Origin of the sequence: Parasphingorhabdus sp. (genome assembly GCF_036964565.1) — a bacterium.
In the GTDB taxonomy this organism is placed as follows: Bacteria; Pseudomonadota; Alphaproteobacteria; order Sphingomonadales; family Sphingomonadaceae; genus Parasphingorhabdus.
In genome coordinates, this window is sequence record NZ_JBALTN010000007.1 from 170,898 (window position 1) to 195,568 (window position 24,671).

The window sequence follows — 24,671 nt, forward strand, 5'->3', positions numbered from 1 at the left end:
TCGAAATCAGCTAAAGCGTTTAGGCCGCGTCCTGACCTTCAGGGCGCGGCTTTTCTTCGACCGAAAAGCCGTGCTTCATCAGCATCGGGATATTGGCCATCGCGAACAGGAATGAGACCGCGGGCACGCCCCAGACCTTGATCGTCAGCCACCAGTCGAAACTCAGCGTCGCCACCATCAGCTCGTTGAGCGCGGCCATGGCGGCAAAAAATATCCCCCAGTTGCGCGACAGTTTCAGCCAACCCGTGTCGTTCAGTCCCTCGAAGGCCGCCTGCAGCAGGCTTTTCAGCATCGCCTTGCCCATGATCAGGCCGCCAAACAATATCACCGCGAAGCCGGCATAGATGATCGTCGGCTTGTGCTGGATGAAGCGCGGATCGTTGAAATAGATGGTCAGCGCGCCAAAGCCCAGGATCAGCACCGCCGACATCCACATCATCGGTGAAATCTTGCCCAGCTTCCACTTCGAAACGATCATCGCGACGACGATCGCGATCATGAAGGCGATCGTGCCATAGATGGCGGCCGTTATCGGGCTGCCCTCTGGCGCGCCGAACTTATACACGAGAAAGAAGATCAGCAGTGGACCGAAGTCGAGCGCGAAGCTCAGCCCGCGATGGTCCTTTGGTATTTCTTCGATGGCGGTTGCTTCGGTCATTTTTCTATCCCGGCTATGGCTGCGGCCAGATCTTCGGCCTCGAACGGTTTCAGGTCTTCGACGGTTTCGCCGATGCCGATGGCGTGGATCGGCAATCCAAACTGCTTTGCTGCTGCGACCAGCACGCCGCCGCGTGCGGTGCCATCGAGCTTGGTCATGATCAGGCCCGTGACCTTGGCCACATCGCGGAACACTTCGATCTGGGACAGCGCATTTTGCCCGGTCGTCGCATCCAGCACCAGCACCACATTATGCGGCGCCGCCGGATTGAGCCGGCCCAGCACCCGCCGGATCTTGTCCAGTTCGTCCATCAGTTCGGACCGGTTCTGCAGCCGCCCGGCTGTATCGACGATTAACACGTCGATGCCGGTCGCCGTCGCCTGCTTGACGCCTTCGTAGACGATGCTGGCGCTGTCGCCGCCCTGTGGACCGCTGATGATCGGCACGCCAAGCCGCTCGGCCCAGATCTTGAGCTGGCCGATGGCGGCGGCGCGGAACGTGTCGCCGGCGGCCAGCATGACGCCATAATCCTGTTCGAGGAACAGATGCGCCAGCTTGGCAATGGTGGTGGTCTTGCCCGAGCCGTTGACGCCGATCACCAGGATCACCTGCGGACGGGGAAAGGCATCGATCTCCAGCGGTATCGCCACCGGTTCCAGGATCGCGGCAATTTCCCGCCGGATGATCTCCTTGAGCGCCTGCTCGTCGAGCCCTTTTTCAAACCGCTCGACCGCCAGCTTTTCGCGTATCGCCGCCGCCGTCGCCGGACCGAGGTCCGACATGATCAGCGCATCCTCGATATCGTCGAGCGTTGCCTCGTCCAGCCTGGCCTTGGTGACCAGGCCGGCAAGATTCTCGGTCAGCCGCGATGATGTCTTGCTGAAGCCGCCAAAAAGGCGATCCTTCCAACTGTTCTTTTCCGTCACGCTGCCACCTTGCCCGTCAGTTGCTGGTCGTCGACACCGGTGATTTCAACCGGCACGATCTGGCCCGCCGCGCTGGACCGATCCAGCCTTATGCGGGCAAAATTTTCCGAATAGCCGCCATTTCCCGACAGTTCCACCAGCATATTCTGCTTCGACCCGATCAGCGATTTCCGCCAGCTTGCCGCGCGACGCTCGATGGCGGTTCGCAATATTCTCGCCCTTTCCCGGATCACTTGCCCGTCGACCTGAGGCATGTTTGCCGCCGGCGTGCCGCGTTTCGGCGAATAGGGGAAAATATGGCCATGGACGATGTCGCATTGCTCGATAACCGCCAGGCTGTTGGCAAACATCGCCTCGTCCTCGGTCGGAAAGCCGGCGATAATGTCGGCGCCGATCGCGATGTCCGGGCGGCGGGATTTCAGCCGTTCGACCAGCGCAATCGCCTGCTCGCGGTTGTGCCGCCGCTTCATCCGCTTGAGGATCATGTTGTCGCCCGACTGCAGCGACAGATGCACATGTGGCATGACCCGCTGTTCGCCGGTCAGCAGCTCGGCCATCCGCTCGTCAATCTCGATTCCGTCGAGCGACGACAGCCGCAGCCTCCGCAGGCCGGGAACATGGTGCAGGATCCGCTCGATCAGCAGGCCCAGCGTCGGTTCTCCGGGCAGGTCGGGGCCGTAGCTGGTGACGTCGACGCCGGTCAGCACGACTTCCTGAAAGCCCTTGTCGACCAGCGCCCGCACTTGGTCAACGACCACGCCCGCCGGGACCGAGCGGCTGTTGCCGCGGCCATAGGGGATGATGCAGAAGGTGCAGCGATGGTCGCAGCCATTCTGGATCTCGACAAAGGCGCGCGCCCGTTCGGCAAAGGCGCTGACCATATGCGGAGCGGTTTCGGTCACCCGCATGATGTCGGACACCCGGATATCCGGGCGGTTGCTCTGCGCGCCCAGCTTGAAGTTCGCCGCTTCATATTTGTCGAAATTGCCCACCACCGCGCTGGTCTCCGGCATGTCTGCAAACATCGCGGGATCGACCTGCGCGGCGCAGCCGGTGACGATGATATTCTTGTCCGGATGGGCTTTCTTGGCCCGCCGGATCGCCTGCCGGGTCTGGCGCACCGCCTCGTTGGTCACCGCGCAGCTGTTGACGATGATCAGATTGGCGCCATCGATCTGGTTCGCGGCCAGATTCTGGCGTAGATTCTCGCTTTCCGCGATATTGAGCCGGCAGCCCATGCTGATCATTTCCGGTGCGCTCATGGAAACTGGGCCCAGTCCGCTTCGCCCGCAAACACATAGGTCGTCGGGCCCTGCATGTGGATCGTGCCGCCTTCCTTCCAGCGGATGACGAGCGTTCCGCCGGGCAGGTTTACCTGGACCGGACTGCTCACCAGCCCGCGCCTGATCGCGGCGACGGCGGTGGCGCAGGCGCCGGTGCCGCAGGCCCGGGTCAGCCCCACGCCCCGTTCCCACACCCTGAGGTTGATCGCGCCCTCGGCGATGTCGGCGACATTGACGTTCACCTTTTCGGGAAACAGCGGATCGACCTCGATCATCGGGCCGAGGCGATCCAGTTCGACGCTGGTGCTGTCCCCGACGAAGAAAATCACGTGCGGATTGCCGACATTGACCGCGGCCGGGTTCTGCAGGTCTTCCCACCCGACCGGCATGTTCATGCTGTCCATGGCATAGGCGAGGGGGATGGATTGCCAGTCGAAGCGGGGCACGCCCATGTCGACAATCGCACCTTCTTCGGTGGCCTGGCCGGTGATGATGCCGCCCGCCGTCTCGATCCGGGTTTCGTCGCCAAGCAGTCTGGCCACGCACCGCGCCGCATTGCCGCAGGCTTCGACTTCGCCGCCATCGGCGTTGAATATCTGCATTCTCACGTCGGCCTCGCTCGACGACCGGAGGATGATCAGCTGGTCGCAGCCGATGCCCGCGTGCCGGTCGGCAATCGCCGCTGCCCCCGCCGTGGACAGCTCGATCGGCTGCTCGCGCGCGTCAATGATGACAAAATCATTGCCCAATCCGTGCATTTTGTGAAAGCGTCCTGTCGTCATGACAGGCGATTTAGGGATGCCATCCCCGCGAGTCCAGCAATTCGGCGTTGTTCACCACCGGCAACCGGCTTCAGGCGGTTTGCTGTAGCGGGTTTTCGTCCTCGAAAGGCGGCGCAGGATGGGCCACCACTTCCTTTTCAGCCGGCCCGGCTGCAAGCAGGTTCCGTTCGGCGAGGGCCTTGCGCGTCTCGTCTATGGTCAGAGGCCGGCCGTAATACCAGCCCTGGCCCTTGGCGCATCCGATCGCGCGCAGTTCGCTCTCGGTTTCCCTGTCCTCGATCCCCTCTGCCGTGATCGGCATGCCGAGGCTGCTGCCCAGGCCGTGAATCGCCTTGACGATCGCCTTGCTCTCCGGATTGCGGATCAGGGACGATACGAAGCTGCGGTCGATCTTGATCCGGTCGAAGGGCAGGGCGCGCAGATGGGCAAGGGAACCGTAGCCGGTGCCGAAATCATCCAGCGCGATCTTGATGCCCTGGTTTTTCAGGCTGCCGACGATCGACTGCGCGAGGCTGAGATTCTCGAACAGCGAGCTTTCGGTTATTTCGATTTCCAGCCGGTTCGGGGGAAATCCGCTCTCGACGAGCAGCTTCACGATCTTCTGCGCCAGCCACGGATCGAGCAGCTGGACCGGCGAGATGTTGACCGAAATGGTCAGGGACGGATCCCAGTGCTTGGCAGCGTGCAGAGCCTGTCGCATGATGCTCATCGACAAGTCGCCGATCATGCCGGTATCTTCGGCGATCGGGATGAATATTTCCGGCGAGATCAGTCCCTGCGACGGGGATTCCCATCGCGCCAGCATCTCAAAGCCGGTCAGCTTGCCGGTCGCCAGATCAATCTGCTGCTCGAAATAGGGGACGAACTCGCCATTTGGTATGCCCGTTCGCATGCCCGTTTCCATCACCGTCCGGGTCTGCAGCTCCTGCTCCATGTTGGTGTCGAACCAGCAATGGCGGTTCCGCCCCTGCTTTTTCGAGCAGTACATGGCAATGTCGGCGCGGCGCATCAAAATGTCGACGCCCTCCGATTCCGTGTCGTAGCGCGACATGCCGATCGACGTGGTCACCACCAGGTGGAGGCCATCCTCGACAATCGGGGCAGAAATCGCCTGGATCAGGTCGTCGGCAATCCGTTCGACCATCTTGGGATGTTCCGGATCAAAGATGAACGCGCAGGCAAACTCGTCGCCGCCGAGCCGCGCCAGCAGGTTCTGCGGCGGAAGGACATTGGCGATTCTGGAGGCCACCTGCTGCAGCACGGCATCGCCGGCGCTGTGCCCGTGGGCGTCGTTGATATTCTTAAAATTGTCGAGATCCAGCATCAGGAAGGTGATGCTCTTGTGCTTGCGCTGGGCGATGCTGATCATCTCGGCCGTGCGCTCGCCGATGGTCCGGCGATTGAGCAGTCCGGTCAGCGGATCGGTCACGGCCAGAGAATGGGCACGTTCTTCTGCCGCCGCCCGTTCTTCGACTTCCTTGGTCAGGTCCTTGTAGCGGCGCCAGCCAAACAGGATCAGGGCGATGTTGAGCAGGAACGCCGACACCAGCATATTGTCGCCGGCCCTTGCCTGGCCGGTAAGCGAATTGATCGCGTCGGACAATATGGTCCCGCCGGTACCGGCAAACAGGATTATCGCAAGAATGACGATGGCACCGGTCAGGACGTCCCGACCCACAGAGATTTTATACCCCTGCTTCCTCGATCGGAGCTGTTGGTCGGCCATTGGAAGGGCCATAGTCATTTTCCCACTGTTATGGTGCGGCTTTTGGCGAAGACTTCTCAATTTCAGGTTAACAACCGTTCATGTCGCAAATAATTCCCTGCTTGCGGTCTGCTGCAATCTGCACTAATAGCGCGGCTACGAAGGCGATGCGATCATTGCCCCATCAGTTTAGAGTTTGAAAAACTCACACGCCGGTCAGCGAGGTTTCGCCCACCGGCGCTTTTTGCGTTTGGCCATGAAAATGGCGGTTGAGAAGGAAAGGCGGGATCATGTTTGATAAGTTGAGCGACCGCCTGGGCGGAGTTTTCGACAAGCTGCGCGGCCGTGGCGCGCTGCGGGAAGAAGATGTGCGCGGCGCCATGCGCGAAGTGCGGATCGCCCTGCTCGAAGCCGATGTCGCGCTGCCGGTGGTCAAGGATTTCGTCGAAAAGGTCACCGAGAAGGCCGTTGGCCAGTCGGTCCTGAAATCGGTCACACCCGGCCAGCAGGTGGTCAAGATCGTCAACGACGGTCTCGCCGAGATGCTCGGTTCGGACGTCAGTGCGCTGGAACTGTCCGTCGCCCCGCCCGCCATCATCATGATGGTCGGTCTTCAGGGTTCTGGTAAAACCACCACGACGGCGAAAATTGCCAAGCGGCTGAAGGACAAGGACAACAAGAAGGTCATGATGGCCTCGCTCGATGTCAATCGACCGGCCGCTCAGGAACAGCTCGCGGTGCTCGGCGAGCAGATCAGCGCCGCTACCCTGCCGATTGTGGCAGGCCAGCAGCCGGCCGAAATCGCCCGCCGCGCTTTGCAGGCGGCCAGGCTCCAGGGCTTCGATGTCCTGATGCTCGATACGGCTGGCCGGCTCCACGTCGACCAGCAGCTGATGGACGAGATGAAGGCGGTTGCCGAGATCTCGAAACCACAGGAAATCCTGCTGGTGGTCGATGCGCTCACCGGCCAGGACGCAGTCAATGTCGCGCAGAATTTCTCCGACCAGGTTGACCTTACCGGCGTCGTCCTGACCCGGATGGATGGCGATGCCCGCGGCGGTGCGGCTTTGTCGATGCGCGCGGTCACCGGCAAGCCGATCAAGTTTGTCGGCGTCGGCGAGAAGATTGACGCGCTGGAAGAATTTCACCCGGAACGCGTTGCTGGCCGGATCCTCGGCATGGGCGATGTCGTCAGCCTGGTCGAAAAGGCCGCGCAGGTCGTCGACAAGGAAGAATCCGAAGCGCTCGCCGAAAAAATGCTCAAGGGCCAGTTCGATCTCAACGATCTGCGCGCCCAGCTGCGGCAGATGACCCAGATGGGCGGCCTCGGCGCGCTGGCGTCGATGATGCCGGGCATGAAGAAGGCCAAGGCGGCGATGGCCGGCGGCGCGATGGACGAAAAGATTCTCGGACGCATGGATGCGATCATCGGTTCGATGACCAAGGAAGAGCGGGTGCGGCCCGGTCTGCTGAACGCCAAGCGCAAGCGGCGGGTGGCAATCGGCTCCGGCACGACGGTGCAGGACGTCAACAAGCTGCTCAAGATGCACCAGGAAATGGCCAAGGCGATGAAGCGCATCCGGAAGATGGGCGGAATCAAGGGATTGATGTCGATGTTTGGCGGCGGTGGCGGAGCCGCCGGTGCCGGCATGGGCGGGCAGGGCGGCGGCATGGCCGGCATGCCCGGCCTCCCCGACATGTCTCCCGGCGGCCTGCCGCCCGACCTGGCAAATTTATTGAACAAGAAGAAATAGCAACAATTTGAATTTTCGTATTTTTTAGAAAGGTTTATTACAATGGCAGTAGCAATCAGAATGTCCCGCGGCGGTTCCAAGAAACGCCCTTATTACAAGATCGTCGTGGCCGACGTCCGCGCCCCGCGCGACGGCAAGTTCATTGAGCGCATCGGCAGCTACAACCCGCTGCTCGCCAAGGATGACGAAAAGCGCGTTGTCCTCGATGCCGAGCGTGCCAAGCACTGGCTCGAAAATGGTGCCAAGCCATCCGACCGCGTTGCCCGTTTCCTGGACGCCGCCGGCCTGCTGAAGCGCGAAGCGCGCAACAACCCGAACAAGGGCAAGCCTGGCGAAAAGGCCACCGAACGTCTGGAAGAGAAAGCCGAAAAGGCCGCGGCTGCTGAAGAAGCCGCCAAGGAAGCCGCAGCCGCTCCGGCCGAAGAAGCGCCAGCTGAAGAAGCTGCTGCAGAAACGCCTGCAGAAGAAACGCCTGCTGCCGAGGAAGCCGCCCCTGAAGCCGCTGCCGAAGAAGCACCGGCTGCTGAAGAAGCCAAGGCCGAAGACGCTCCAGCCGAAGAAAAGGCCGAGGGCTAATCCTTGGACACGATTGATCCGGACAAACCCGTCCCCCTTGCCGTCATCATTGGCGCGCACGGGGTGACCGGGGAAGTCCGGCTCAAGCTGTTCTGCGACAGTCTCGACAGCCTGGCGCAGCACAAGAGTTTCAGCGGGGGCAAGCTGACCCTGAAATCGGTCAAGCCCCACAAGATGGGCGCGATCGCCCGCATCGCAGAAATCACCGACCGCAACGGCGCCGAAGCCGCCCGCGGCACCGAACTGACCGTCCCGCGCTCCGCCCTGCCGGAGCTGGAAGAGGACGAATTCTACCATATCGACATCATCGGCCTGCGCTGTGTCTCGGACGCCGGTGAGGAACTGGGCACAATCTTCGCCATCTACGAATTCGGCGCCGGCGACGTGATCGAGATCGAGCGCGCCAATGGCAAGAAATTCATGGTCCCGGTCAAGGCGATCGACATGCGGAATGATCCGGCGATCGTGCTGGCCGATTTTGTAGAGCCGCAATGATCCTGATCGTCGCCATTTGCTTGATCGCCGGTGTCACCATAGCGATCCTGGAAATCGCAAAGCGGCTCAAACCCGAGGTAAATCTGGCCTGGCTGCCCTTCTGGGCCAGCCTGCCGGTGCCCGGGCTCTTCCTTCTCTACTGGCTGTTCAATCTCTGGTGGCTGCAATCCGCCAACTGCCCGGATGTTCAGGCCTGTGGCCGGGACGCGATCATGCTGATGTCGGTCGGCGCGGCCGTCGGTCTGTTCGGCAGCTTCTTTGTCGGCATGACCACAGCGATCTTGTGGATCAACTGGCGCAGGAAGAAATGACCTTCGCCGCTCGAATCTCGTCGGATTTACTCGAGAAGTTGCAACCGCGGCTCGTGCAAGCAACTATTTGATCGCTGCGATCCTATTCTTTTTCCAGCTTGATATTGGGACTTGTCACTGTCTTTGCGCTTGAACAAGAGTATTGTTGAAATTCCTTTGTGAACGGGAAATGCCGGAATGATGGGCCTGCTCGAATCGATTATTGGCGTTGGAATATTGATGCTCTTCGGAACATTGGGTGCAAATTTCTTGTTCCAGACGTTGAGACCCGACTGGGACCGGCGAAAGCATATTCTCTGGTCCAGCATGGTTGCCCCGCTGGGGCTCTGGTTACTGGTGACCTTTGTATTGGGCTTCGAGGCCATATCTGGCGGAGGCTTTTACCCGGAAACGATCATCCCGATTGTTGTGCTCGCTATCCTGGGGCCTTTTACAGGTGCCTTGTTTGGCATTCCGACAAGCTTGCTCGTTCTCAAATATACGAACTGGAAAAAATGACCTTCACCGCTCAAATTCTCACCCTCTACCCGGAAATGTTCCCCGGACCGCTCGGCACATCGCTGGCGGGCAGGGCGCTGGCCGAGGGGAAATGGTCCTGCGACACCATCAACCCGCGCGATTTCACCACCGACAAGCATCGCAGCGTCGACGACACGCCGGCTGGCGGCGGCGCCGGCATGGTGCTGCGCGCCGATGTCATGGCGGCAGCGGTGGACCATGCGGTGGAGCGGATGGCGGAGCGGCTTGCCGTTGGTGGTGAGCCTGTCGAACCACGCTTCTCCGACGAGAAGCGCCCTTCGACAAGCTCAGGGCTAGCGGCCTCTAGCACCGTTCGCCCTGAGCCTGTCGAAGGGCAGCTTGCGCACGCCACCGGTGCTTCGACAAGCTCAGCACGAACGGCTGCCGGCGCGTCAGTCACACCGATTCTCGCCATGACCCCGCGTGGCAAACCGCTCACCCAGGCGCGCGTCCGCCAAATCGCATCCGGTCCCGGTGTCACCATAATCTGTGGCCGGTTCGAGGGATTTGACGAGCGCCTGTTCGATGCCCGCGCCATAGAAGAAGTGTCGATCGGCGACTATATCCTGTCCGGCGGAGAAATGGGCGCTCTGGTGCTTTTAGACGCTTGCATTCGGCTGCTGCCCGGGGTAATGGGCGCGTCTTCTAGCGGAGATGACGAGAGTTTCGAGAACGTAATTCTGGAATATCCGCAATATACCCGACCTCAGATATGGGAAGGGCGCATCATCCCTGAAGTCTTGCGATCGGGGGATCATGCGAAAATAGCTGCTTGGCGGAAACAAAGGGCAGAGGAAGATACACGGCTAAGGCGGCCGGATTTATGGGAGCGTCACAGGGATGCTCCGGATCAGTCGCCCTCTGGTGCGCAGGAAAAAGATAAAGATAAGGAATAGGTCATGAACCTGATTCAGACACTCGAAAAAGAAGCGGTCGACGCATTCATCGCTTCCAAGGAAATACCCGCATTTCGCGCTGGCGACACGCTGCGCGTCGGCGTTCGCGTCGTTGAAGGCGAACGCGTCCGTACCCAGAATTTCGAAGGCGTGTGCATCGCGCGCACCAATCGCGGCATGGGCTCCAATTTCACCGTCCGCAAAATGTCGTTCGGCGAAGGCGTTGAGCGCGTATTCCCGCTCTACTCCCCGAATATCGAAAGCATTACCGTGGTTCGCCGCGGTATCGTGCGTCGTGCGAAGCTCTACTATCTGCGCGGCCGCACCGGTAAACGGGCCCGTATTGCGGAACGCCGCTTGAACCAGCCAGCGAAGGGCACCGAAGCAAAGTAAAAAACGCTTCATAACAGTTTCACGCAGCCGGTTCTCCCCACAGGAAAACCGGCTGTTTTACTATCAGCCACAGGAAAAGTTACATGGGTTACAAAGTTGCAGTAGTCGGCGCCACCGGCAATGTCGGGCGCGAAATGCTCAATGTCTTGGTCGAGCGCGAATTTCCCTATGACGAGCTCGCCGCCGTAGCCTCGTCCCGCTCGCAGGGCAGCGAAGTCGAGATTGGCGATACCGGCAAGATGCTCAAGGTGCAGAATATCGAGCATTTCGACTTTTCCGGCTGGGACATCGCGCTGTTTGCCGCCGGTTCTGCCGCCACCAGGGAATATGCCCCCAAGGCCGCTGCTGCCGGCTGCGTCGTCATCGACAATAGCTCGCTCTACCGCATGGACCCCGATGTGCCCCTGATCGTGCCGGAAGTGAACCCGGAAGCGATCGACGGCTACAAGAAGCGCAATATCATCGCCAACCCGAATTGCTCGACCGCGCAGATGGTCGTTGCGCTCAAGCCGCTGCACGATGCCGCGACGATCAAGCGCGTCGTCGTCTCGACCTACCAGTCGGTCTCCGGCGCCGGCAAGGGCGGCATGGACGAACTGTTCGAGCAGTCGCGCGCCATCTTCGTCGGCGACCCCAAGGAAAACCACGTCTTCACCAAGCAGATCGCGTTCAACGTGATCCCGCATATCGACGTGTTCCTCGACGACGGCTCGACCAAGGAAGAATGGAAAATGGTCGTCGAAACCAAGAAGATCCTCGACCCCAAGATCAAGGTCACCGCGACCTGCGTCCGCGTGCCGGTGTTCGTCGGCCACAGCGAATCGATCAATATCGAGTTCGAGAACGAACTGTCCGCCGAGGATGCCCAGAAGATCCTGCGCGACGCCCCCGGCATCATGCTGGTCGACAAGCGCGAGGACGAGGGCTACGTCACCCCGGTCGAATGCGTCGGCGACGGTGCCACCTTCATCAGCCGCGTCCGCGAGGACCCGACCGTGGAAAACGGCCTGAACATCTGGTGCGTCAGCGACAATCTCCGCAAGGGCGCGGCGCTCAACGCGGTGCAGATTGCCGAATTGCTCGGCCGCAAGCATCTCAAGAAGGGCTGATCATTCCATCAGTGGCCCGGCCTGCGCGCCGGGCCTCGGCTTCTGCAACAGCACCACCAGCGGGATCACCGCCAGCGTGATCCACATCATCGCCCAGAAATCGTCAAGATAGGCGATCATCGCCGCCTGCCTGTCGATCATCGCATCGGCGAACATCAGCGCCTGGTCGCCCAGTCCCTGAAAGCGGTCGGCGGTGCTGGCGTCGATATTGTTGATCGTCGAGTTGGTGATGTGGGAGGCGAGGTCGCTGTGGCTTGTCTGGATGTTCCGGCCGAGCAGCGCGGAGGCGACGGCGATGCCGACCGAGGCGCCGATGCTGCGGAACAGGTTGAGCAGGCTCGATCCGTCGGTCCGCAGATGCGCCGGCAGCGAGGCGAACGCCAGCGTGTTGAGAGGTATGAACACCAGCCCCATGCCGAGTCCCTGGACCAGGCCGCTGACCACGAACGGGTGCCAGCTCATCTCCATCGACCACTGGCTCATTTGCCACATCGAATAGGCGGCGATCAGGAAGCCGGTCCCGACCAGGATCCGGGCGTCGACCTTGCCGACCAGCCGTCCCGCAACCGCCATGCTGAGCAGGACGCCGACGCCGCGCGGCGCCAGCAGCAGGCCGGTGTCGATCACCGGATAGCCGTAGAGATTCTGCATCATCGGCGGCAGCAGTGCCATATTGGCGAACATCACGATGCCGATCACGATCATGAAGAACAGGCTGGTCGCAAAACTCCGGTTGGTCAGCATCTCTCTGGCAAACAGCGCTGCCTTCGATGTCGCCATCTGGACCGCGAACACCCAGAAGGCGGCAATCGAAATCGCCGCCTCGATCCGGATTTCCCAGCTGTCGAACCAGTCCAGCTGGGTGCCGCGATCGAGCATCAGCTGCAGGCTGCCGAGGCCGACGGCCAGCGCCCAGAATCCCAGATGATCGAATTTTCGCCGGAACACCGGCTTGTGCGGCAGCAACGCCCAGAGCGCGGAAATCGTCGCGATCCCGATCGGCACATTGACATAGAAGCACCAGCGCCAGCTGTAGCTTTCGGTCAGCCAGCCCCCGATGATCGGTCCCATGATCGGCCCGACCATGATCCCCATGCCCCATATCGCCATGGCCCGGGCATGCCGCTCGGGCGGGTTGATGTCGAGCATCACGGTTTGCGCCAGCGGCGCGATGAACGCCCCGCTGATCCCCTGCAATACCCGAAAGACGACCATCTCCTCGAGGCTTGTCGCCAATCCGCAGAGCATCGAGGCCAGCACGAAGCCGCTGACCGACATCAGGAACAGCTGGCGTCCGCCGATCCGGTCGGCCAGCCAGCCGGTGATCGGCATCGCGATCGCCGAGGCGATGATATAGCTGGTCAGCACCCAGGTCACGCTGTCCAGCGATGCGCCTAGGCTGGTTTGCATGTGCGGCAGCGCGACATTGGCAATGGTCGAATCGAGGATCTGGATCACCGAAGCGCCCATCACCGCCACGGTCAGCAGCGCCCGGTTCAGCGGCGTGATCTGGATTTCCGGCGTGGCGCCGGCAGCGGCCGCGGCGGTCGCCACCTATCTGCCCTTGGAGCGGATATCGACGGTGACTTCGGTCGACAGGCCGGCGATCAGCGGCCGCGGCGATTTGTCGTCGATCGCGATGCGCACCGGAACCCGCTGGGTTACCTTGACCCAGTTGCCGGTCGCGTTTTGCGCCGGCAGCACCGAAAATTCGCTGCCGGTGCCGGCACCGATGCTTTCGACATGGCCCTTCAGCCTGAGATCCGGATAGGCGTCAAAGGTGATTTCGGCGCGCTGGCCGACGGCCATTTCCGCAAGGTCGGTTTCCTTGAAATTTGCCTCCACCCAGCTCTTGCTGTCCTTGACGATGGTGAGCGCCGGAAGGCCGCTGACCATCATCTGGCCCGTCTGCAGGCGGTCCGCCTGCGCCACGCGTCCCGACGACGGGGCCCGGACGACCGTGCGCGACAGGTTGAGCTGCGCCTGTTCCCGCTGGACCCTTGCCGAGGCAATCGCGGGGTTCTCCCCGGGCATCGAGCGGCCGTTGGCGGCAAAGCTCTGCGCTTCCGCTGCATCTGCCTGTGCCTGCCGCAATTTCTCGCGGGCCTGCACGACGGCATGCTCGGCGGCCTCGAAATCGGCCTTGGTGGTAAAGCCGCGCTGCATCAGCGCCCGCTGGCGAGCGAACTTGGCTTCGGCAAAACCGATATCTTCGCGGGCTGCCGAAATATCGACGCTGCTGCCGGCTGCGGTGGTGCGCAGCGCCTGGACCTGCACTTCCGCGCCGGCAATCGCGGCATTGGCCTGGGCGAGGGCAATTTCGAACGGCGCGGGATCAATCCGGAACAGGATATCGCCCTGCTTGACGATGTCGTTGCTGCCGACGTTGACCGCGATGATCCGGCCGCCGACTTCCGCGGCCACCGCCACCCGGTCCTGCTGCAGATAGGCGTTGTCGGTGGAAACGGTCTGGCCGCTGGTCAGCCAGAAATATCCCCCGGTCGCGATCAGCGCGAGAGGCACGATGGCCATGACGATCCAGCGTAGCCACCGGCGTTTGGGCGGGGGTGAGGAGCGCTCCTCGATAACCGGGCTATCCTCTTCCTCGCCAGCGGGCGTGCTGTCGTGGTGTTCTGCCATATTGTCCGATTTCAGCATATCCATCAGGCCGCCTGTTCCGATTGTGCAATATCCGATGGCTTGCGCGACAAATTCTGCCGCATGCGCTCCACCAGCTCCGCCAGTTGCGCTCGCTCCGCCGTGCTCAGGCCCTCCTGGGCGGTTTCGGCAAGCTGGGTCGCTGCGGCGCGCAGCTCGTCGATCAGGGGTAGGGACTTTGCTTCCAGATAGAGGCGCCAGGCGCGGCGGTCATCGGGATCGCGGCGGCGGCTGAGCATGCCGGATTCGGCGAGCCGGTCGATCATCCGGGAAAGCGTGATCGGCTCGACCTCGAGAAATTCCGCAAGCTTGACCTGGTTGGTCCCCTCGTTTCTGGCGAGATAGGCAAGCAGCCGCCATTGCAGCGCGGTCACGCCGCTGTGGCGCATCCGCTCGTTGAGTTCGCGCCGGAAAAGACGGGCGGTATCGTGGACAAGAAAGCCGATGGTTTCACTCATAAGCCGAGATATAATAGCAATGCTTACTAATCTCAATCACTATGTGCTTGCGAAGATTGCAATCGCGGTTACGATATCCCGATGACATTGCACGCAGACGTCTACTGGTCCTTCCGCTCGCCCTACAGCTATCTGGCGACCCGCCGCTATGTGGCGCTGACCGAGAAATATGATCTCCAGATCAACCAGCGCTTCGTCTATCCGCTGGCGATCCGGGAACCGGATTTCTTTGAGAAAAACCATCCCAACTGGCTCGGCTACACGTTCCGCGACATGTTCCGCGTCGCGCAATATATGGGCATACCGATGGCGCCGCCCAATCCCGATCCGATTGTCCAGGACATCGCCACCCGCAAGATCGCCGAAGAACAGCCCCATATTTTCGAGCTGACCCGCATGGGCCAGGCGGCATCGCGGCGGGGCAGGGGGCTGGAATTCGCCAACGAGGTCTCGCAGCTGATCTGGGGCGGCACCGCGGGCTGGAACGAGGGCGACCATCTCGCCAGCGCCGCCGTGCGTGCCGGACTCAATCTCGCTGAGCTCAGGGCAGAGGCGCAGTCCGACGCGTCGGATCTCGACGCCGAGATCGCGGACAACCAGAAGGCGCTGGAAGCTTCCGGCCACTGGGGCGTGCCCACGCTGGTCTTCGATGGCGAACCGTTTTTCGGACAGGACCGCATTGACCTCGCGGTCTGGCGGATGAAGCAGAAGGGCCTGGCCGAGCGCTGAGCCTCAGAAAAGCCTTTCCTACATCGATGTCAAAGCCTATTCTGCACGCGATGAAACGGTCGGCAGGAACTCCATTGAGCATGGCATTGGTCGACGCCACGGCTCGCTTCACCGGAATATTCGCGGCTTTTCCTGGCAATTGTGTCAACTTTCAAACGCTCTCCGGCCCCCTCACTACATGACCGAAACGCTTTCCGGAGGCTGCCTGTGCGGCGCGGTTCGCTATACGCTGAGACCGGGTTTTCGTATGAAGCCCTATGCCTGCCATTGCACCGATTGCCAGCGGCGTACCGGCAGCGCCTTCAGCAGCCATATGGCGGTCATGGAAGATGACCTGACGATCTCCGGCGACCTTGACGAGGGCTCTTTCGTGCAACCCAGCGGGGCCACCAGCACTCTGATCGGCTGCACCGCCTGCAAGTGCCGGATCTACGCATCGAACAATGTCCGGCCCGGTGTCATCGTGCTGCGCACCGGGACGTTGGATGGCAGCAAGGACATGATACCGCAGGCGCATTTCTGGCTGTCCAGCAAGCAACCGTGGATTGTCATTCCCGACGATGTCGTCGCCCTGGATACCCAGCCCGACAGCCCGGAAGGATGGATTGAAATTCTGGCCCCTGACCCTTGATGGATGCCCTCCCTCTGCTTCCGGCCCAGTCGGAAATGCTGTGGGCGGTATCTGATGTCCGACCCTGCCGATCACGAACCTGCAATTTGGAAAGCGCTGATGACCACAAAAAACTGGAATTTTTCCTCCTTTGACGGCGTATCGCTGCGGATCCACGAGATCGGGGAGGGCCGGCCGCTGATCCTGCTGCACGGCCTGTTTTCCAACGCCGACACCAACTGGATAAAATTCGGCCATGCCGCCGCGCTCGCCGAAGCCGGCTTCCGGGTGATCATGCCCGACCTGCGCGCGCACGGCGAAAGCGACGCGCCGCATGAGCCGGACGCCTATCCGCACGACGTGCTGGTGCGGGATATCGAGGCGCTGATCGCAGAGCTGCAACTGACCGATTTTGACCTCGGCGGTTTCTCGCTCGGCGCCCGGACCACGGCGAAAATGCTGGCAACCGGCACCACGCCGGGCAAGGCGATCCTCGCCGGCATGGGCCTGCAGGGCCTGTCGGGCTGGGCCCGCCGCCGCGACTTCTTCTTCGCGGCGATCGACAGCCGTGACAGCGCCAAACGCGGCGATCCCCACTGGCTGGCGATCCAGTTCATGAAGAGCCAGAATATCGATCCGGTGGCGGCGCGGCTGCTGCTCGGGACATTTTCCGACATGACTCCGGACGACGTCGGGCGCATAGCCACGGAGACGCTGGTCCTGTGCGGCAGCGAGGATCGCGACAATGGTTCGCCGGAAGAACTGGCGGACCTGCTGCCGAACGGGCAGCATGTCGCGATCCCCGGCACCCATATGAGCAGCGTGACCAAGCCGGAACTGGGCCGGGAAATGATACGCTTCCTGGCGGAATAGGAGCCGATATGCCGAGTCTCTACAATTGGCGGAATTTCTGGATTTTCTGGGGTGGCGGACTGGCGCTGTTTCTCTATCTCGTGCTGTCCGGCGGGGCGCTGGAAACCGCAGTCGCGCCCAATGCGATACTCGACCACCAGGACGCGGCCACCGCCGCGCGTGTCAATGCCATCCAGAACAGCTGGGCCGAAGCCGGCCTGCTCGGCACCGCCCGCTGGGCCATGATCATCGATCTCGTCTTCATCACTCTCTACATGTCCGGCGGCATCATCGGCGGCCGCCTGCTCTGGCAGCAGGCCCGATCGCCGAACCTCAAGAAGCTCGGGCTGCTCTGCGTCCTCAGCTATTTCCTGTTCGGCCTGACCGACTATGTCGAAACCGTCAGCCAGCTGGTCCAGCTGCTGCAATATCAGGGCAGCGACATATTGGCCGGGACTGCGGCCGTGGCCCGGCCGGTCAAGATCGTCGCCTGGATCGTGGGAACGCTTGCCATGCTCGTCGCGTTGATCTGGCGCCGGTCGGAACGCCGTGCTTGACGCTCGCGCAAGAAAGTTTCAAATTCAACCAAAGACAACAGGATTGAGGATCACCAGATGAAAATTGCCGCTTCCGTACTCGCCATCGCCACGATGTCGCTCGCCATGCCCGCCCAGGCGCAGGACACCGCCGGGGACAGCCAGGCCAGCGCCGCCACGCCCACCGCGGCGGACGCAAAGAAATTCATCGAGGAAACCGAAAAGAAGATGTTCGACTATTCGGTCGATGCGTCCCGCATCTACTGGATCAACTCCACCTATATCACCGACGATACCGACGCTCTGGCGGCCAAGGCCGGCGCGGAAGGCACGACCATGGCGGTGAACGCGGCGATCGAGGCGGCCCGGTTCAACGACGTGCCCGGCCTTGATCCGGTGACCAAACGCAAGCTCGACAAGCTGCGCGGCGGCATCGTGTTGCCGGCGCCAACCACCGAGGGCGCTGCGACCGAACTCAACGAGATCGCGACCAAGCTCAATTCTGCCTATGGCAAGGGCAAGGGCACGCTCAACGGCAAGCCGATCAACGGCTCGGACATCGAGGCCGAAATGGGCACCAACCGCAATCCCGACGAGCTCAAGGAAATGTGGGCCAGCTGGCATACCAATGTCGGCGCGCCGATGAAGGATGATTATGCGCGCATGGTCGAGATCGCCAACGAAGGCGCGCGCGAACTCGGCTTTGCCGATGTCGGCGCGATGTGGCGGTCCGGCTATGACATGCCGGCCGACGATTTTGCCAAGCTGACCGACAAGCTGTGGGCGCAGGTCAAGCCGCTCTATGACCAGCTGCACTGCTACACCCGCGACAAGCTCAACGAGAAATATGGCGATGCCGTGCAACCCGAAACCGGCCCGATCCGTGCCGACCTGCTCGGCAACATGTGGGCCCAGGAATGGGGCAATATCTACGAGATCGTCGCGCCGGAAGGCGCCGGCGATATCGGCTTCGACACCACCGAACTGCTCGTCGCCAAGGATTATGACGCGATGAAGATGGTCAAGGCGGGCGAGGGCTTCTTCTCCTCGCTCGGTTTCGAGCCGCTGCCGGAAACCTTCTACGAACGCTCGCTGTTCACCAAGCCGGCGGACCGCGAAGTGGTCTGCCACGCCAGCGCCTGGGACATCGACAACAAGGACGACATCCGTATCAAGATGTGCATCAAGGTCAATGGCGACGACTTCACCACCATCCATCACGAGCTCGGCCACAATTACTACCAGCGCGCCTATAACAAGCAGAGCTATCTGCATCTCGACGGTGCCAATGACGGCTTCCACGAGGCCATCGGCGACGCGGTGGCGCTGTCGATCACCCCGGAATATCTGGTTCAGGTCGGCCTGCTCGATCCGGCAAAGGTGCCCAGCGCCGACAAGGATATCGGCCTGCTGCTGCGCCAGGCGATGGACAAGGTTGCGTTCCTGCCGTTCGGCCTGCTGGTCGACAAGTGGCGCTGGGGCGTCTTTGCCGGCACCATCCAGCCGGACGATTACACCTCCGCGTGGCATGACCTGAAGCTGGAATATCAGGGCATCACCCCGCCGGTCGAGCGGCCCGCCGATGCCTTCGATCCGGGCGCCAAATATCATATCCCGGGCAACACGCCTTATTCGCGCTATTTCCTCGCCCGCATCCTGCAGTTCCAGTTCTACAAGGCCGCCTGCGACGCCGCCGGCTGGAAGGGCCCGCTGCACCGCTGCTCCTTCTACGGCAACGAGAAGGTCGGCGCAAAGCTGAACGCGATGCTCGAACTGGGCGCTTCAAAGCCCTGGCCGGACGCGCTGGAAGCCTTCACCGGCAAGCGCGAAATGGACGGCTCCGCCATGATCTCCTATTTCGCCCCGCTGATGGACTGGCTGAAGGAAGAGAATAAGGGCAAATCCTGCGGGTGGTAGGCACGAAAAAGCCGGCAGAAACGATGGTTCCTGCCGGCTTTTGCTAAACCGATGGAATTAAAGCTGGTCGAGCATATACTCGGCTGCGCTGACCTTGAAGTCGCCCGGCGCTTCGACATTCAGCTCTTCCACGACACCGTCGTTGACGATCATCGAGAAACGCTGGCCGCGCTTGCCGAGGCCAAAGCCGGAACCGTCCATGGTCAGGCCGACCGCTTCGGCGAAGTCGCCGTTGCCGTCTGCCAGCATGGTGACGTCTTTGGAGCCGGCCGCGTCGTTCCAGGCGCCCATCACGAAGGCGTCATTGACCGCGGTGCAGGCGATCTCGTCGACGCCCTTGGCCTTCAGCTCGGCGGCCTTCTCGACATAGCCGGGCAGGTGCTTCGCGGAACAGGTCGGGGTGAACGCGCCGGGAACCGAAAACAGCGCCACCTTCTTGCCGGCGAAATACTCGCCGGAACTGATTTGCTGCGGTCCGTCCGCGGTCGCCTTGACCAGCTTCACTTCGGGAATCTTGTCGCCTTTGTTGATCATGTTATGCTCCTGGATTTGAGTGGGCGGTGAACAATTGCCTCTGTCACTGATAGTGGTGACGGGCGCATGAAATTGCAAGCTGGCAAAATGGGCAACCGCGATGCTGGCAAATTTTGCCATGGGCTATTAATCTTTGCGCCGCTATGCTGAGCGCGATGAATGACAGCATCTACTTCTCCGGCCAGTTCCTGCTGGCCACGCCGGGAATGGCCGATCCCCGCTTTGCACGATCCGTGGTGGCGATCTGTTCGCACGACGAGAACGGTGCGCTCGGTATCAATATCGGCGAGACGGTCGATGGGATCGGATTTCATGACATCCTCCGGCAGTTTGACATCGAGCCCGGCGAAGCGCCCGATTGCGGCATATTCCTCGGCGGCCCGATGGAAACGCAGCGCGGTTTCATCCTGCACAGCCTCGACATCAACATGCTCGACACGCTCCAGGTCGGCGACCGCTGGGGCCTGAGCAGCTCGATTGAAATGCTGATGGCGATTGCCAGGGGCCGCGGGCCGGCGCGGTGGATCATTGCGCTCGGCTACGCGGGCTGGGGGAACGGGCAACTGGAAGGAGAGCTGACCCAGAATGGCTGGTCGATCGCCGAAGGATATCCGGAATGGCTGTACGAAACCCGTTCGGGCGACAAATGGCAGATGGCCTGGGAAGCGCAGGGCATCGACCCGAACAAGCTGTCCAGCGGATTTGGCAGCGCCTGACCTTATGATTGTTTCGGCCTGTTGGCCCACTGGCTCACATTATATCAAATATAAAGACATCTTTATATTTGCTTCCCGAGCCGCAAGCCGCTATTGAAAAGCAATGCTGCCGCACCGGATCGCTCGTGCGGCATTTCGTTTTTCAAGGAGATCAGACGTGGCAACCGCAGCGGACACCGCAACCCAGGATTATGTAATCAAGGACATTTCACTCGCCGACTACGGCCGCAGGGAAATTGAAATCGCCGAAACCGAAATGCCGGGCCTGATGGCGCTCCGGGAAGAATTCGGCAAGGAGCAGCCGTTGAAGGGTGCCCGCATCACCGGTTCGCTGCACATGACCATCCAGACTGCCGTGCTGATCGAAACCCTGATCGAACTGGGTGCCGAAATCCGCTGGGCTTCCTGCAATATTTTCTCGACCCAGGACCATGCCGCAGCCGCGATCGCCGCTGGCGGCACCCCGGTTTTCGCCATCAAGGGCGAAACCCTGGAAGAATACTGGTCCTATGTCGAACGCATCTTCGACTGGGGCACGGATGAAACCTGCAACCTGATCCTCGACGACGGCGGCGATGCCACGATGTTCGCGCTCTGGGGCGCGCGGGTGGAAGCCGGCGAAGAATTGTTCAAACCGGAAAACGAGGAAGAGGAAGTGTTCGTCGCAACCCTGACCCGCTTTCTCAAGGAACGTCCCGGCTATCTGACCAGGACGGTCAAAGCCATCAAGGGCGTTTCCGAAGAAACCACCACCGGCGTGCACCGTCTTTATGAACTGGCCAAGATCGGCAAGCTGCCTTTCCCGGCGATCAACGTCAACGACAGCGTCACCAAGTCCAAGTTCGACAACCTCTATGGCTGCAAGGAATCGCTGGTCGACGCCATCCGTCGCGCCACCGACGTGATGCTCGCCGGCAAGGTCGCTGTCGTCGCCGGTTTTGGCGATGTCGGCAAGGGTTCGGCGCAGTCGCTGCGCAACGGCGGCGCTCGCGTCCTGGTCACCGAAATCGATCCGATCTGCGCGCTGCAGGCGGCGATGGAAGGCTTTGAAGTCGTAACCATGGACGAAGGCACCAAGCGGGGCGATATTTTTGTGACCACGACCGGCAACAAGGACGTGATCACCGTCGATCACATGCGGGCGATGAAGGACCGGGCGATTGTCTGCAACATCGGCCACTTCGACAGCGAGATCCAGATCAGCGGTCTCAAGAACATGCAGTGGACCGAAATCAAGCCGCAGGTCGATGAAGTGAAATTCCCCGACGGCAAGAAGCTGATCATCCTGGCCCAGGGCCGTCTGGTCAACCTCGGCTGCGCAACCGGCCATCCGAGCTTCGTGATGTCGGCCAGCTTCACCAACCAGGTGCTGGCGCAGATCGAACTGTGGCTGCGTCCCGAGCAATATGAAAACGACGTCTATGTCCTGCCAAAGCATCTCGACGAGAAAGTCGCGGAACTGCATCTGGCGAAACTGGGCGTGACCCTGGACAAGCTGAGCCAGGAACAGGCGGACTATATCGGCGTGCCGAAGGAAGGCCCGTTCAAGCCGGACCACTATCGCTACTAGACTCGAATCATTCAGGCATTGAAAAGCCGGGCGGTGCACCAAGCACCGTCCGGCTTTTTCGTGTCCGATGTCTTCGATTCAGCGGGCTGTGAACTGCGTCTTGCGCTTGTCAGGATGCCCCGGGAATTTCGGCCAGTGGTTTTGTGACAGGGCCCGGGCTGTTGCGGACTGTATCCCGGCTTGCTTCTCGTACATCCAGTAATTACGCAGGATGATCGAGACATAGCCGCGGGTCTCGACATAGGGAATGCTCTCCATGAACAGCAGCGGGTCATCATTGTCCCGTATCTCGCTGTTCCAGCGCTGTACCGCGCCAGGGCCGGCGTTGTAGGCCGCTGCGATCTTGGGCAGCTTGCCTTCGGTGATCGACGATTTTCCAAGATATTCCAGATAGGACTGGCCATATTCCAGATTGGTCGACGGGCGATAGAGGTCGGCTTCGTTGAAGGTCAGCCCATTGGCGCGTGCGATATCGCCGGCAGTGCCGGGCCGAACCTGCATAAGGCCGATCGCATTGGCCGGGCTTACCACTTGGCTCCGGAATGCGGATTCCTGCAACGTGTGGGCGTAGATCAGGGCGGGATCCACCCGCCATCCGCCATCGGGCGTCCATTTGGGTGCCGGAAAACCGGCCTGGGCGTCGGGCTTCATGCCCCGCGGCGCATTGTGCGCCAGCCACAGCTGGGTGCGTGGCAGATCCAGTTCGCGTGCCAGCTTGATCAGGGCAGGGTGATCATTGTCCTCGCCAATCGTGGCCTGGTGCCGAAGCACCTCGTCCGCCAGTCGCTCCTCGCCGATTTCAACGAGCGCGATCGCGGCCCGCACGTTCTCGTGCCGTTCCAGCGCGTGCCAGTCCGATTTCTGAAAGCTTCCGGCTGCTTCCGGCGTGGCCGAAGCCATGCCGAGAGTCTGGGCGGAAAGCATACCGTAGAAGCTGTCGTCCAGCCGCGCTGCTGCCTGCAATTTGCCCTGGACATGTTCCGGATAGCCGCATTTGAGATCGGAGCGGGCGCTCCAGTAGAGGCCGGCGGCCTTCAGGTCGACGTTGGAGGCGGATCGTCCGACCTTCCCGAAGGAACTGCTGGCCGACCGGCAATCGTTCAGCCGCCAGGCAGCCAGCCCTGCGACCCAGTCGGCATGGCCAACCCATTCACCAGCGCCATTTTGCGCCTTTTGTGCCAGCCGCAGGGCGGAAGCGTCATCATTTTCGATATAATAGGACCATGCGATCCGCTGCTCGAGTTCCGTCCGGCCCTCGGCGGTCATCTGCATCGCGCTCGCATTGAGCAGCTGTTCGGCGCCCTGCGGATTGTCATTCTTGATGAAATCGATGACCTGACCGCGGATGCTGCTGGCGGCGCTGTCCGAATCGACATCCTTGGGCTTGGAACGGATCGGCGAGCCGGGCACCCAGGACAGGTTCCGCCGCTGCGGCAGCGATGGCAGCAGCTGGGCGCCGCGTTTCTCGGCCAGGCGGCCCAGTTGCGCCGCCTGCGGGATCTGGGGGGCTTCGTTGACCAGCGTCAGCAAGGGACCGAGTTCGGCCCGCGGGCTGTTGGCGGCCAGAAAATATTCCGCCTGGGCGATCGATCGCAACGGGCCATTGGGAGCGGTGTCCAGCAGGTTTTTCGCGGTATCCCACTGGTTGGTACTCATCGCCGAGAACAGGGCGCGATAATGGTCCGACTGCTGCCGCTTCAGCTGCGAGGGGATATCCTTGGCGATCGACGCGCTATTGAAGAGCACCGCTCCGTCGTCGGCCAATGCCGGCGATCCGGCGAGCGAGAGCAGCGAGACGGCGAGTGCAAATTTCAGTTTCACGGGGCATCAATCCTTGTCAGCATTTGCAAATCCTTCCACGCTTCGGCCTTGAACAGGGGGCGTTCCAGCAGGGTCCGCGGATGGAATGTTACGATAGCCTCCGTTGTGGACGAGCCATGGTTAACAAACAGTTTATTCTTGCGGGCGGAGAGCAGGTCCTCGCCGAACAATATCTTCGCCATGGTGTCCCCGAAGCAGATTATTCGTTTCGGCCGGACCAGTCCGACATGATGCAAAAGCCTGGTTTTCAGAGGCATCCAGAGATGATCGTCGATCCGTCCGGTGATCGACGGCGCAACGGCGATGGTCGCCAGGTAGGAATTTTGCGAATCGCATCCGATAGCCGCCAGCATCCGGTCGAGCAGCGCCCGATGCGGCGGGCTGAACAGCGCGGCGGCACCATGTCCGGTTTTTTCGGGCATCGCCGAAACGACCATGACTTCCGGTTCCAGCACGCCCTCGGGCAACACCCGCTGCCGCGACCAGTCGGCCTCGGCGAGGTCGGGACTGCCGGCCAGCCACGCGACAAAATCGGCATGGGCACGGGGCAGGATCTCGGCCCGCTGTTCCGGTTCCGCCGGTTCCGGCGCGCGTTCCGTAACGGCCAAGGCGGCTTCGGCCACTGGCGCTGGCGCGGCTGCTTCCGTCGCCAGCAAGGCCGAGGGAAGATCGGAATAGTCGCGATCGACGCCGGCTAGCGACCACCAGTCCTGCAGGCTCTGGATCATCGATTCCGCGGAAGGATTAGCCGTTGGTGAGGGGATAAAATTCATTTATGCATAGAGTCATGAGTTGACGAATAGGTCAATTGGCGGGAAAGCAGGTTTCTGCCCAGCGGGTTGCGGTTTACGACAGACCGAATG

The 24,671-nt window shown here is 61.4% G+C and carries 26 protein-coding genes; 15 read left to right on the forward strand and 11 right to left on the reverse strand.

The features are described 5' to 3' along the window. Nucleotides 1-19: 19 nt before the first annotated feature. The 5 genes from V7650_RS11885 to V7650_RS11905 all read right to left on the reverse strand — a co-directional run bounded on the left by V7650_RS11885 (nt 20) and on the right by V7650_RS11905 (nt 5,375). Nucleotides 20-658: an inner membrane-spanning protein YciB gene (locus V7650_RS11885; protein WP_335656453.1), complete on the reverse strand. Its 639-nt coding sequence runs from the start codon at nt 656-658 to the stop codon at nt 20-22. After that, nucleotides 655-1,584 carry a signal recognition particle-docking protein FtsY gene (gene ftsY / locus V7650_RS11890; protein WP_335656454.1) on the reverse strand — a complete coding sequence of 310 codons (930 nt, stop codon included), beginning with the start codon at nt 1,582-1,584 and terminating at the stop codon, nt 655-657. The genes V7650_RS11885 and ftsY overlap by 4 nt, the downstream gene beginning before the upstream one ends. Next, entirely contained in the window at nt 1,581-2,846 is a 1,266-nt protein-coding gene (mtaB, locus tag V7650_RS11895; protein WP_335656455.1) for a tRNA (N(6)-L-threonylcarbamoyladenosine(37)-C(2))-methylthiotransferase MtaB, read from the reverse strand. Before mtaB ends, ftsY begins: the two co-directional genes overlap by 4 nt. Then, complete coding sequence (gene dapF, locus V7650_RS11900) at nt 2,843-3,649, reverse strand: diaminopimelate epimerase (RefSeq protein ID WP_335656456.1); 807 nt, start codon at nt 3,647-3,649, stop codon at nt 2,843-2,845. Before dapF ends, mtaB begins: the two co-directional genes overlap by 4 nt. A gap of 70 nt (nt 3,650-3,719) precedes the next feature. Next, on the reverse strand, nt 3,720-5,375 hold the full coding sequence (locus V7650_RS11905) for a putative bifunctional diguanylate cyclase/phosphodiesterase (RefSeq protein ID WP_442955291.1): 1,656 nt from the start codon (nt 5,373-5,375) through the stop codon (nt 3,720-3,722). A gap of 269 nt (nt 5,376-5,644) precedes the next feature. Between V7650_RS11905 and ffh the strand changes: the two genes are divergently transcribed. From ffh to V7650_RS11945, 8 genes are all read left to right on the forward strand, one after another. Further along, a complete protein-coding gene (ffh, locus tag V7650_RS11910) occupies nt 5,645-7,108 on the forward strand; it encodes a signal recognition particle protein (RefSeq protein ID WP_335656458.1) in 1,464 nt (487 codons plus the stop codon). A 42-nt stretch (nt 7,109-7,150) separates the two neighbouring features. Continuing rightward, entirely contained in the window at nt 7,151-7,684 is a 534-nt protein-coding gene (gene rpsP, locus V7650_RS11915; RefSeq protein ID WP_335656459.1) for a 30S ribosomal protein S16, read from the forward strand. A 12-nt stretch (nt 7,685-7,696) separates the two neighbouring features. After that, nucleotides 7,697-8,179, forward strand: coding sequence for a ribosome maturation factor RimM (gene rimM / locus V7650_RS11920; protein WP_335656503.1), 483 nt, complete (start codon nt 7,697-7,699; stop codon nt 8,177-8,179). Beyond that, nucleotides 8,176-8,490 (forward strand): hypothetical protein, encoded by a 315-nt coding sequence (locus tag V7650_RS11925; RefSeq protein ID WP_335656460.1) that lies wholly within the window; start codon nt 8,176-8,178, stop codon nt 8,488-8,490. The genes rimM and V7650_RS11925 overlap by 4 nt, the downstream gene beginning before the upstream one ends. Nucleotides 8,491-8,667: 177 nt before the next feature. Continuing rightward, a complete protein-coding gene (locus V7650_RS11930) occupies nt 8,668-8,988 on the forward strand; it encodes a hypothetical protein (protein WP_335656461.1) in 321 nt (106 codons plus the stop codon). Next, the gene (gene trmD, locus V7650_RS11935; RefSeq protein WP_335656462.1) at nt 8,985-9,905 is read left to right on the forward strand and encodes a tRNA (guanosine(37)-N1)-methyltransferase TrmD; all 921 of its coding nucleotides are present in this window, start codon (nt 8,985-8,987) and stop codon (nt 9,903-9,905) included. Before V7650_RS11930 ends, trmD begins: the two co-directional genes overlap by 4 nt. A gap of 3 nt (nt 9,906-9,908) precedes the next feature. Then, nucleotides 9,909-10,298, forward strand: a complete 390-nt coding sequence (gene rplS, locus V7650_RS11940; RefSeq protein WP_335656463.1) for a 50S ribosomal protein L19 — start codon at nt 9,909-9,911, stop codon at nt 10,296-10,298. A gap of 83 nt (nt 10,299-10,381) precedes the next feature. Further along, nucleotides 10,382-11,407, forward strand: a complete 1,026-nt coding sequence (locus V7650_RS11945; protein WP_335656464.1) for an aspartate-semialdehyde dehydrogenase — start codon at nt 10,382-10,384, stop codon at nt 11,405-11,407. On the opposite strand, the gene V7650_RS11950 is transcribed toward V7650_RS11945, so the two are convergent. Genes V7650_RS11950 through V7650_RS11960 form a run of 3 tightly spaced genes read right to left on the reverse strand, consistent with a single transcriptional unit; the run spans nt 11,408 to nt 14,523 of the window. After that, on the reverse strand, nt 11,408-12,961 hold the full coding sequence (locus tag V7650_RS11950) for a DHA2 family efflux MFS transporter permease subunit (RefSeq protein ID WP_335656465.1): 1,554 nt from the start codon (nt 12,959-12,961) through the stop codon (nt 11,408-11,410). It abuts the gene before it with no gap. After that, the gene (locus tag V7650_RS11955) at nt 12,962-14,071 is read right to left on the reverse strand and encodes an HlyD family secretion protein (protein ID WP_335656466.1); all 1,110 of its coding nucleotides are present in this window, start codon (nt 14,069-14,071) and stop codon (nt 12,962-12,964) included. It lies immediately after the preceding gene. After that, complete coding sequence (locus tag V7650_RS11960; protein WP_335656467.1) at nt 14,071-14,523, reverse strand: MarR family winged helix-turn-helix transcriptional regulator; 453 nt, start codon at nt 14,521-14,523, stop codon at nt 14,071-14,073. The genes V7650_RS11955 and V7650_RS11960 overlap by 1 nt, the downstream gene beginning before the upstream one ends. 81 nt (nt 14,524-14,604) lie before the next feature. Between V7650_RS11960 and V7650_RS11965 the strand changes: the two genes are divergently transcribed. The 5 genes from V7650_RS11965 to V7650_RS11985 all read left to right on the forward strand — a co-directional run bounded on the left by V7650_RS11965 (nt 14,605) and on the right by V7650_RS11985 (nt 19,167). Next, nucleotides 14,605-15,252 carry a 2-hydroxychromene-2-carboxylate isomerase gene (locus V7650_RS11965; RefSeq protein WP_335656468.1) on the forward strand — a complete coding sequence of 216 codons (648 nt, stop codon included), beginning with the start codon at nt 14,605-14,607 and terminating at the stop codon, nt 15,250-15,252. Between the two features lie 178 nt (nt 15,253-15,430). Continuing rightward, nucleotides 15,431-15,883, forward strand: coding sequence for a GFA family protein (locus V7650_RS11970; protein ID WP_335656469.1), 453 nt, complete (start codon nt 15,431-15,433; stop codon nt 15,881-15,883). A gap of 99 nt (nt 15,884-15,982) precedes the next feature. Beyond that, nucleotides 15,983-16,735 (forward strand): alpha/beta fold hydrolase, encoded by a 753-nt coding sequence (locus V7650_RS11975; protein ID WP_335656470.1) that lies wholly within the window; start codon nt 15,983-15,985, stop codon nt 16,733-16,735. Between the two features lie 8 nt (nt 16,736-16,743). Then, on the forward strand, nt 16,744-17,271 hold the full coding sequence (locus V7650_RS11980; RefSeq protein ID WP_335656471.1) for a hypothetical protein: 528 nt from the start codon (nt 16,744-16,746) through the stop codon (nt 17,269-17,271). A 57-nt stretch (nt 17,272-17,328) separates the two neighbouring features. Beyond that, entirely contained in the window at nt 17,329-19,167 is a 1,839-nt protein-coding gene (locus V7650_RS11985) for a M2 family metallopeptidase (RefSeq protein WP_335656472.1), read from the forward strand. Nucleotides 19,168-19,224: 57 nt separating this feature from the next. On the opposite strand, the gene V7650_RS11990 is transcribed toward V7650_RS11985, so the two are convergent. After that, entirely contained in the window at nt 19,225-19,701 is a 477-nt protein-coding gene (locus V7650_RS11990) for a peroxiredoxin (RefSeq protein WP_335656473.1), read from the reverse strand. 143 nt (nt 19,702-19,844) lie between these two features. On the opposite strand from V7650_RS11990, the gene V7650_RS11995 reads away from it, so the two are divergent. After that, a complete protein-coding gene (locus V7650_RS11995; RefSeq protein WP_335656474.1) occupies nt 19,845-20,417 on the forward strand; it encodes a YqgE/AlgH family protein in 573 nt (190 codons plus the stop codon). Nucleotides 20,418-20,574: 157 nt separating this feature from the next. After that, entirely contained in the window at nt 20,575-21,987 is a 1,413-nt protein-coding gene (ahcY, locus tag V7650_RS12000) for an adenosylhomocysteinase (protein WP_335656475.1), read from the forward strand. 78 nt (nt 21,988-22,065) lie between these two features. Here the strand turns inward: ahcY and V7650_RS12005 are convergent, their stop codons facing one another. Both V7650_RS12005 and V7650_RS12010 read right to left on the reverse strand, forming a co-directional pair. Then, nucleotides 22,066-23,808 (reverse strand): lytic transglycosylase domain-containing protein, encoded by a 1,743-nt coding sequence (locus V7650_RS12005; RefSeq protein WP_335656476.1) that lies wholly within the window; start codon nt 23,806-23,808, stop codon nt 22,066-22,068. After that, on the reverse strand, nt 23,805-24,536 hold the full coding sequence (locus V7650_RS12010; protein ID WP_335656477.1) for a uracil-DNA glycosylase family protein: 732 nt from the start codon (nt 24,534-24,536) through the stop codon (nt 23,805-23,807). The genes V7650_RS12005 and V7650_RS12010 overlap by 4 nt, the downstream gene beginning before the upstream one ends. Nucleotides 24,537-24,671: the final 135 nt, after the last annotated feature.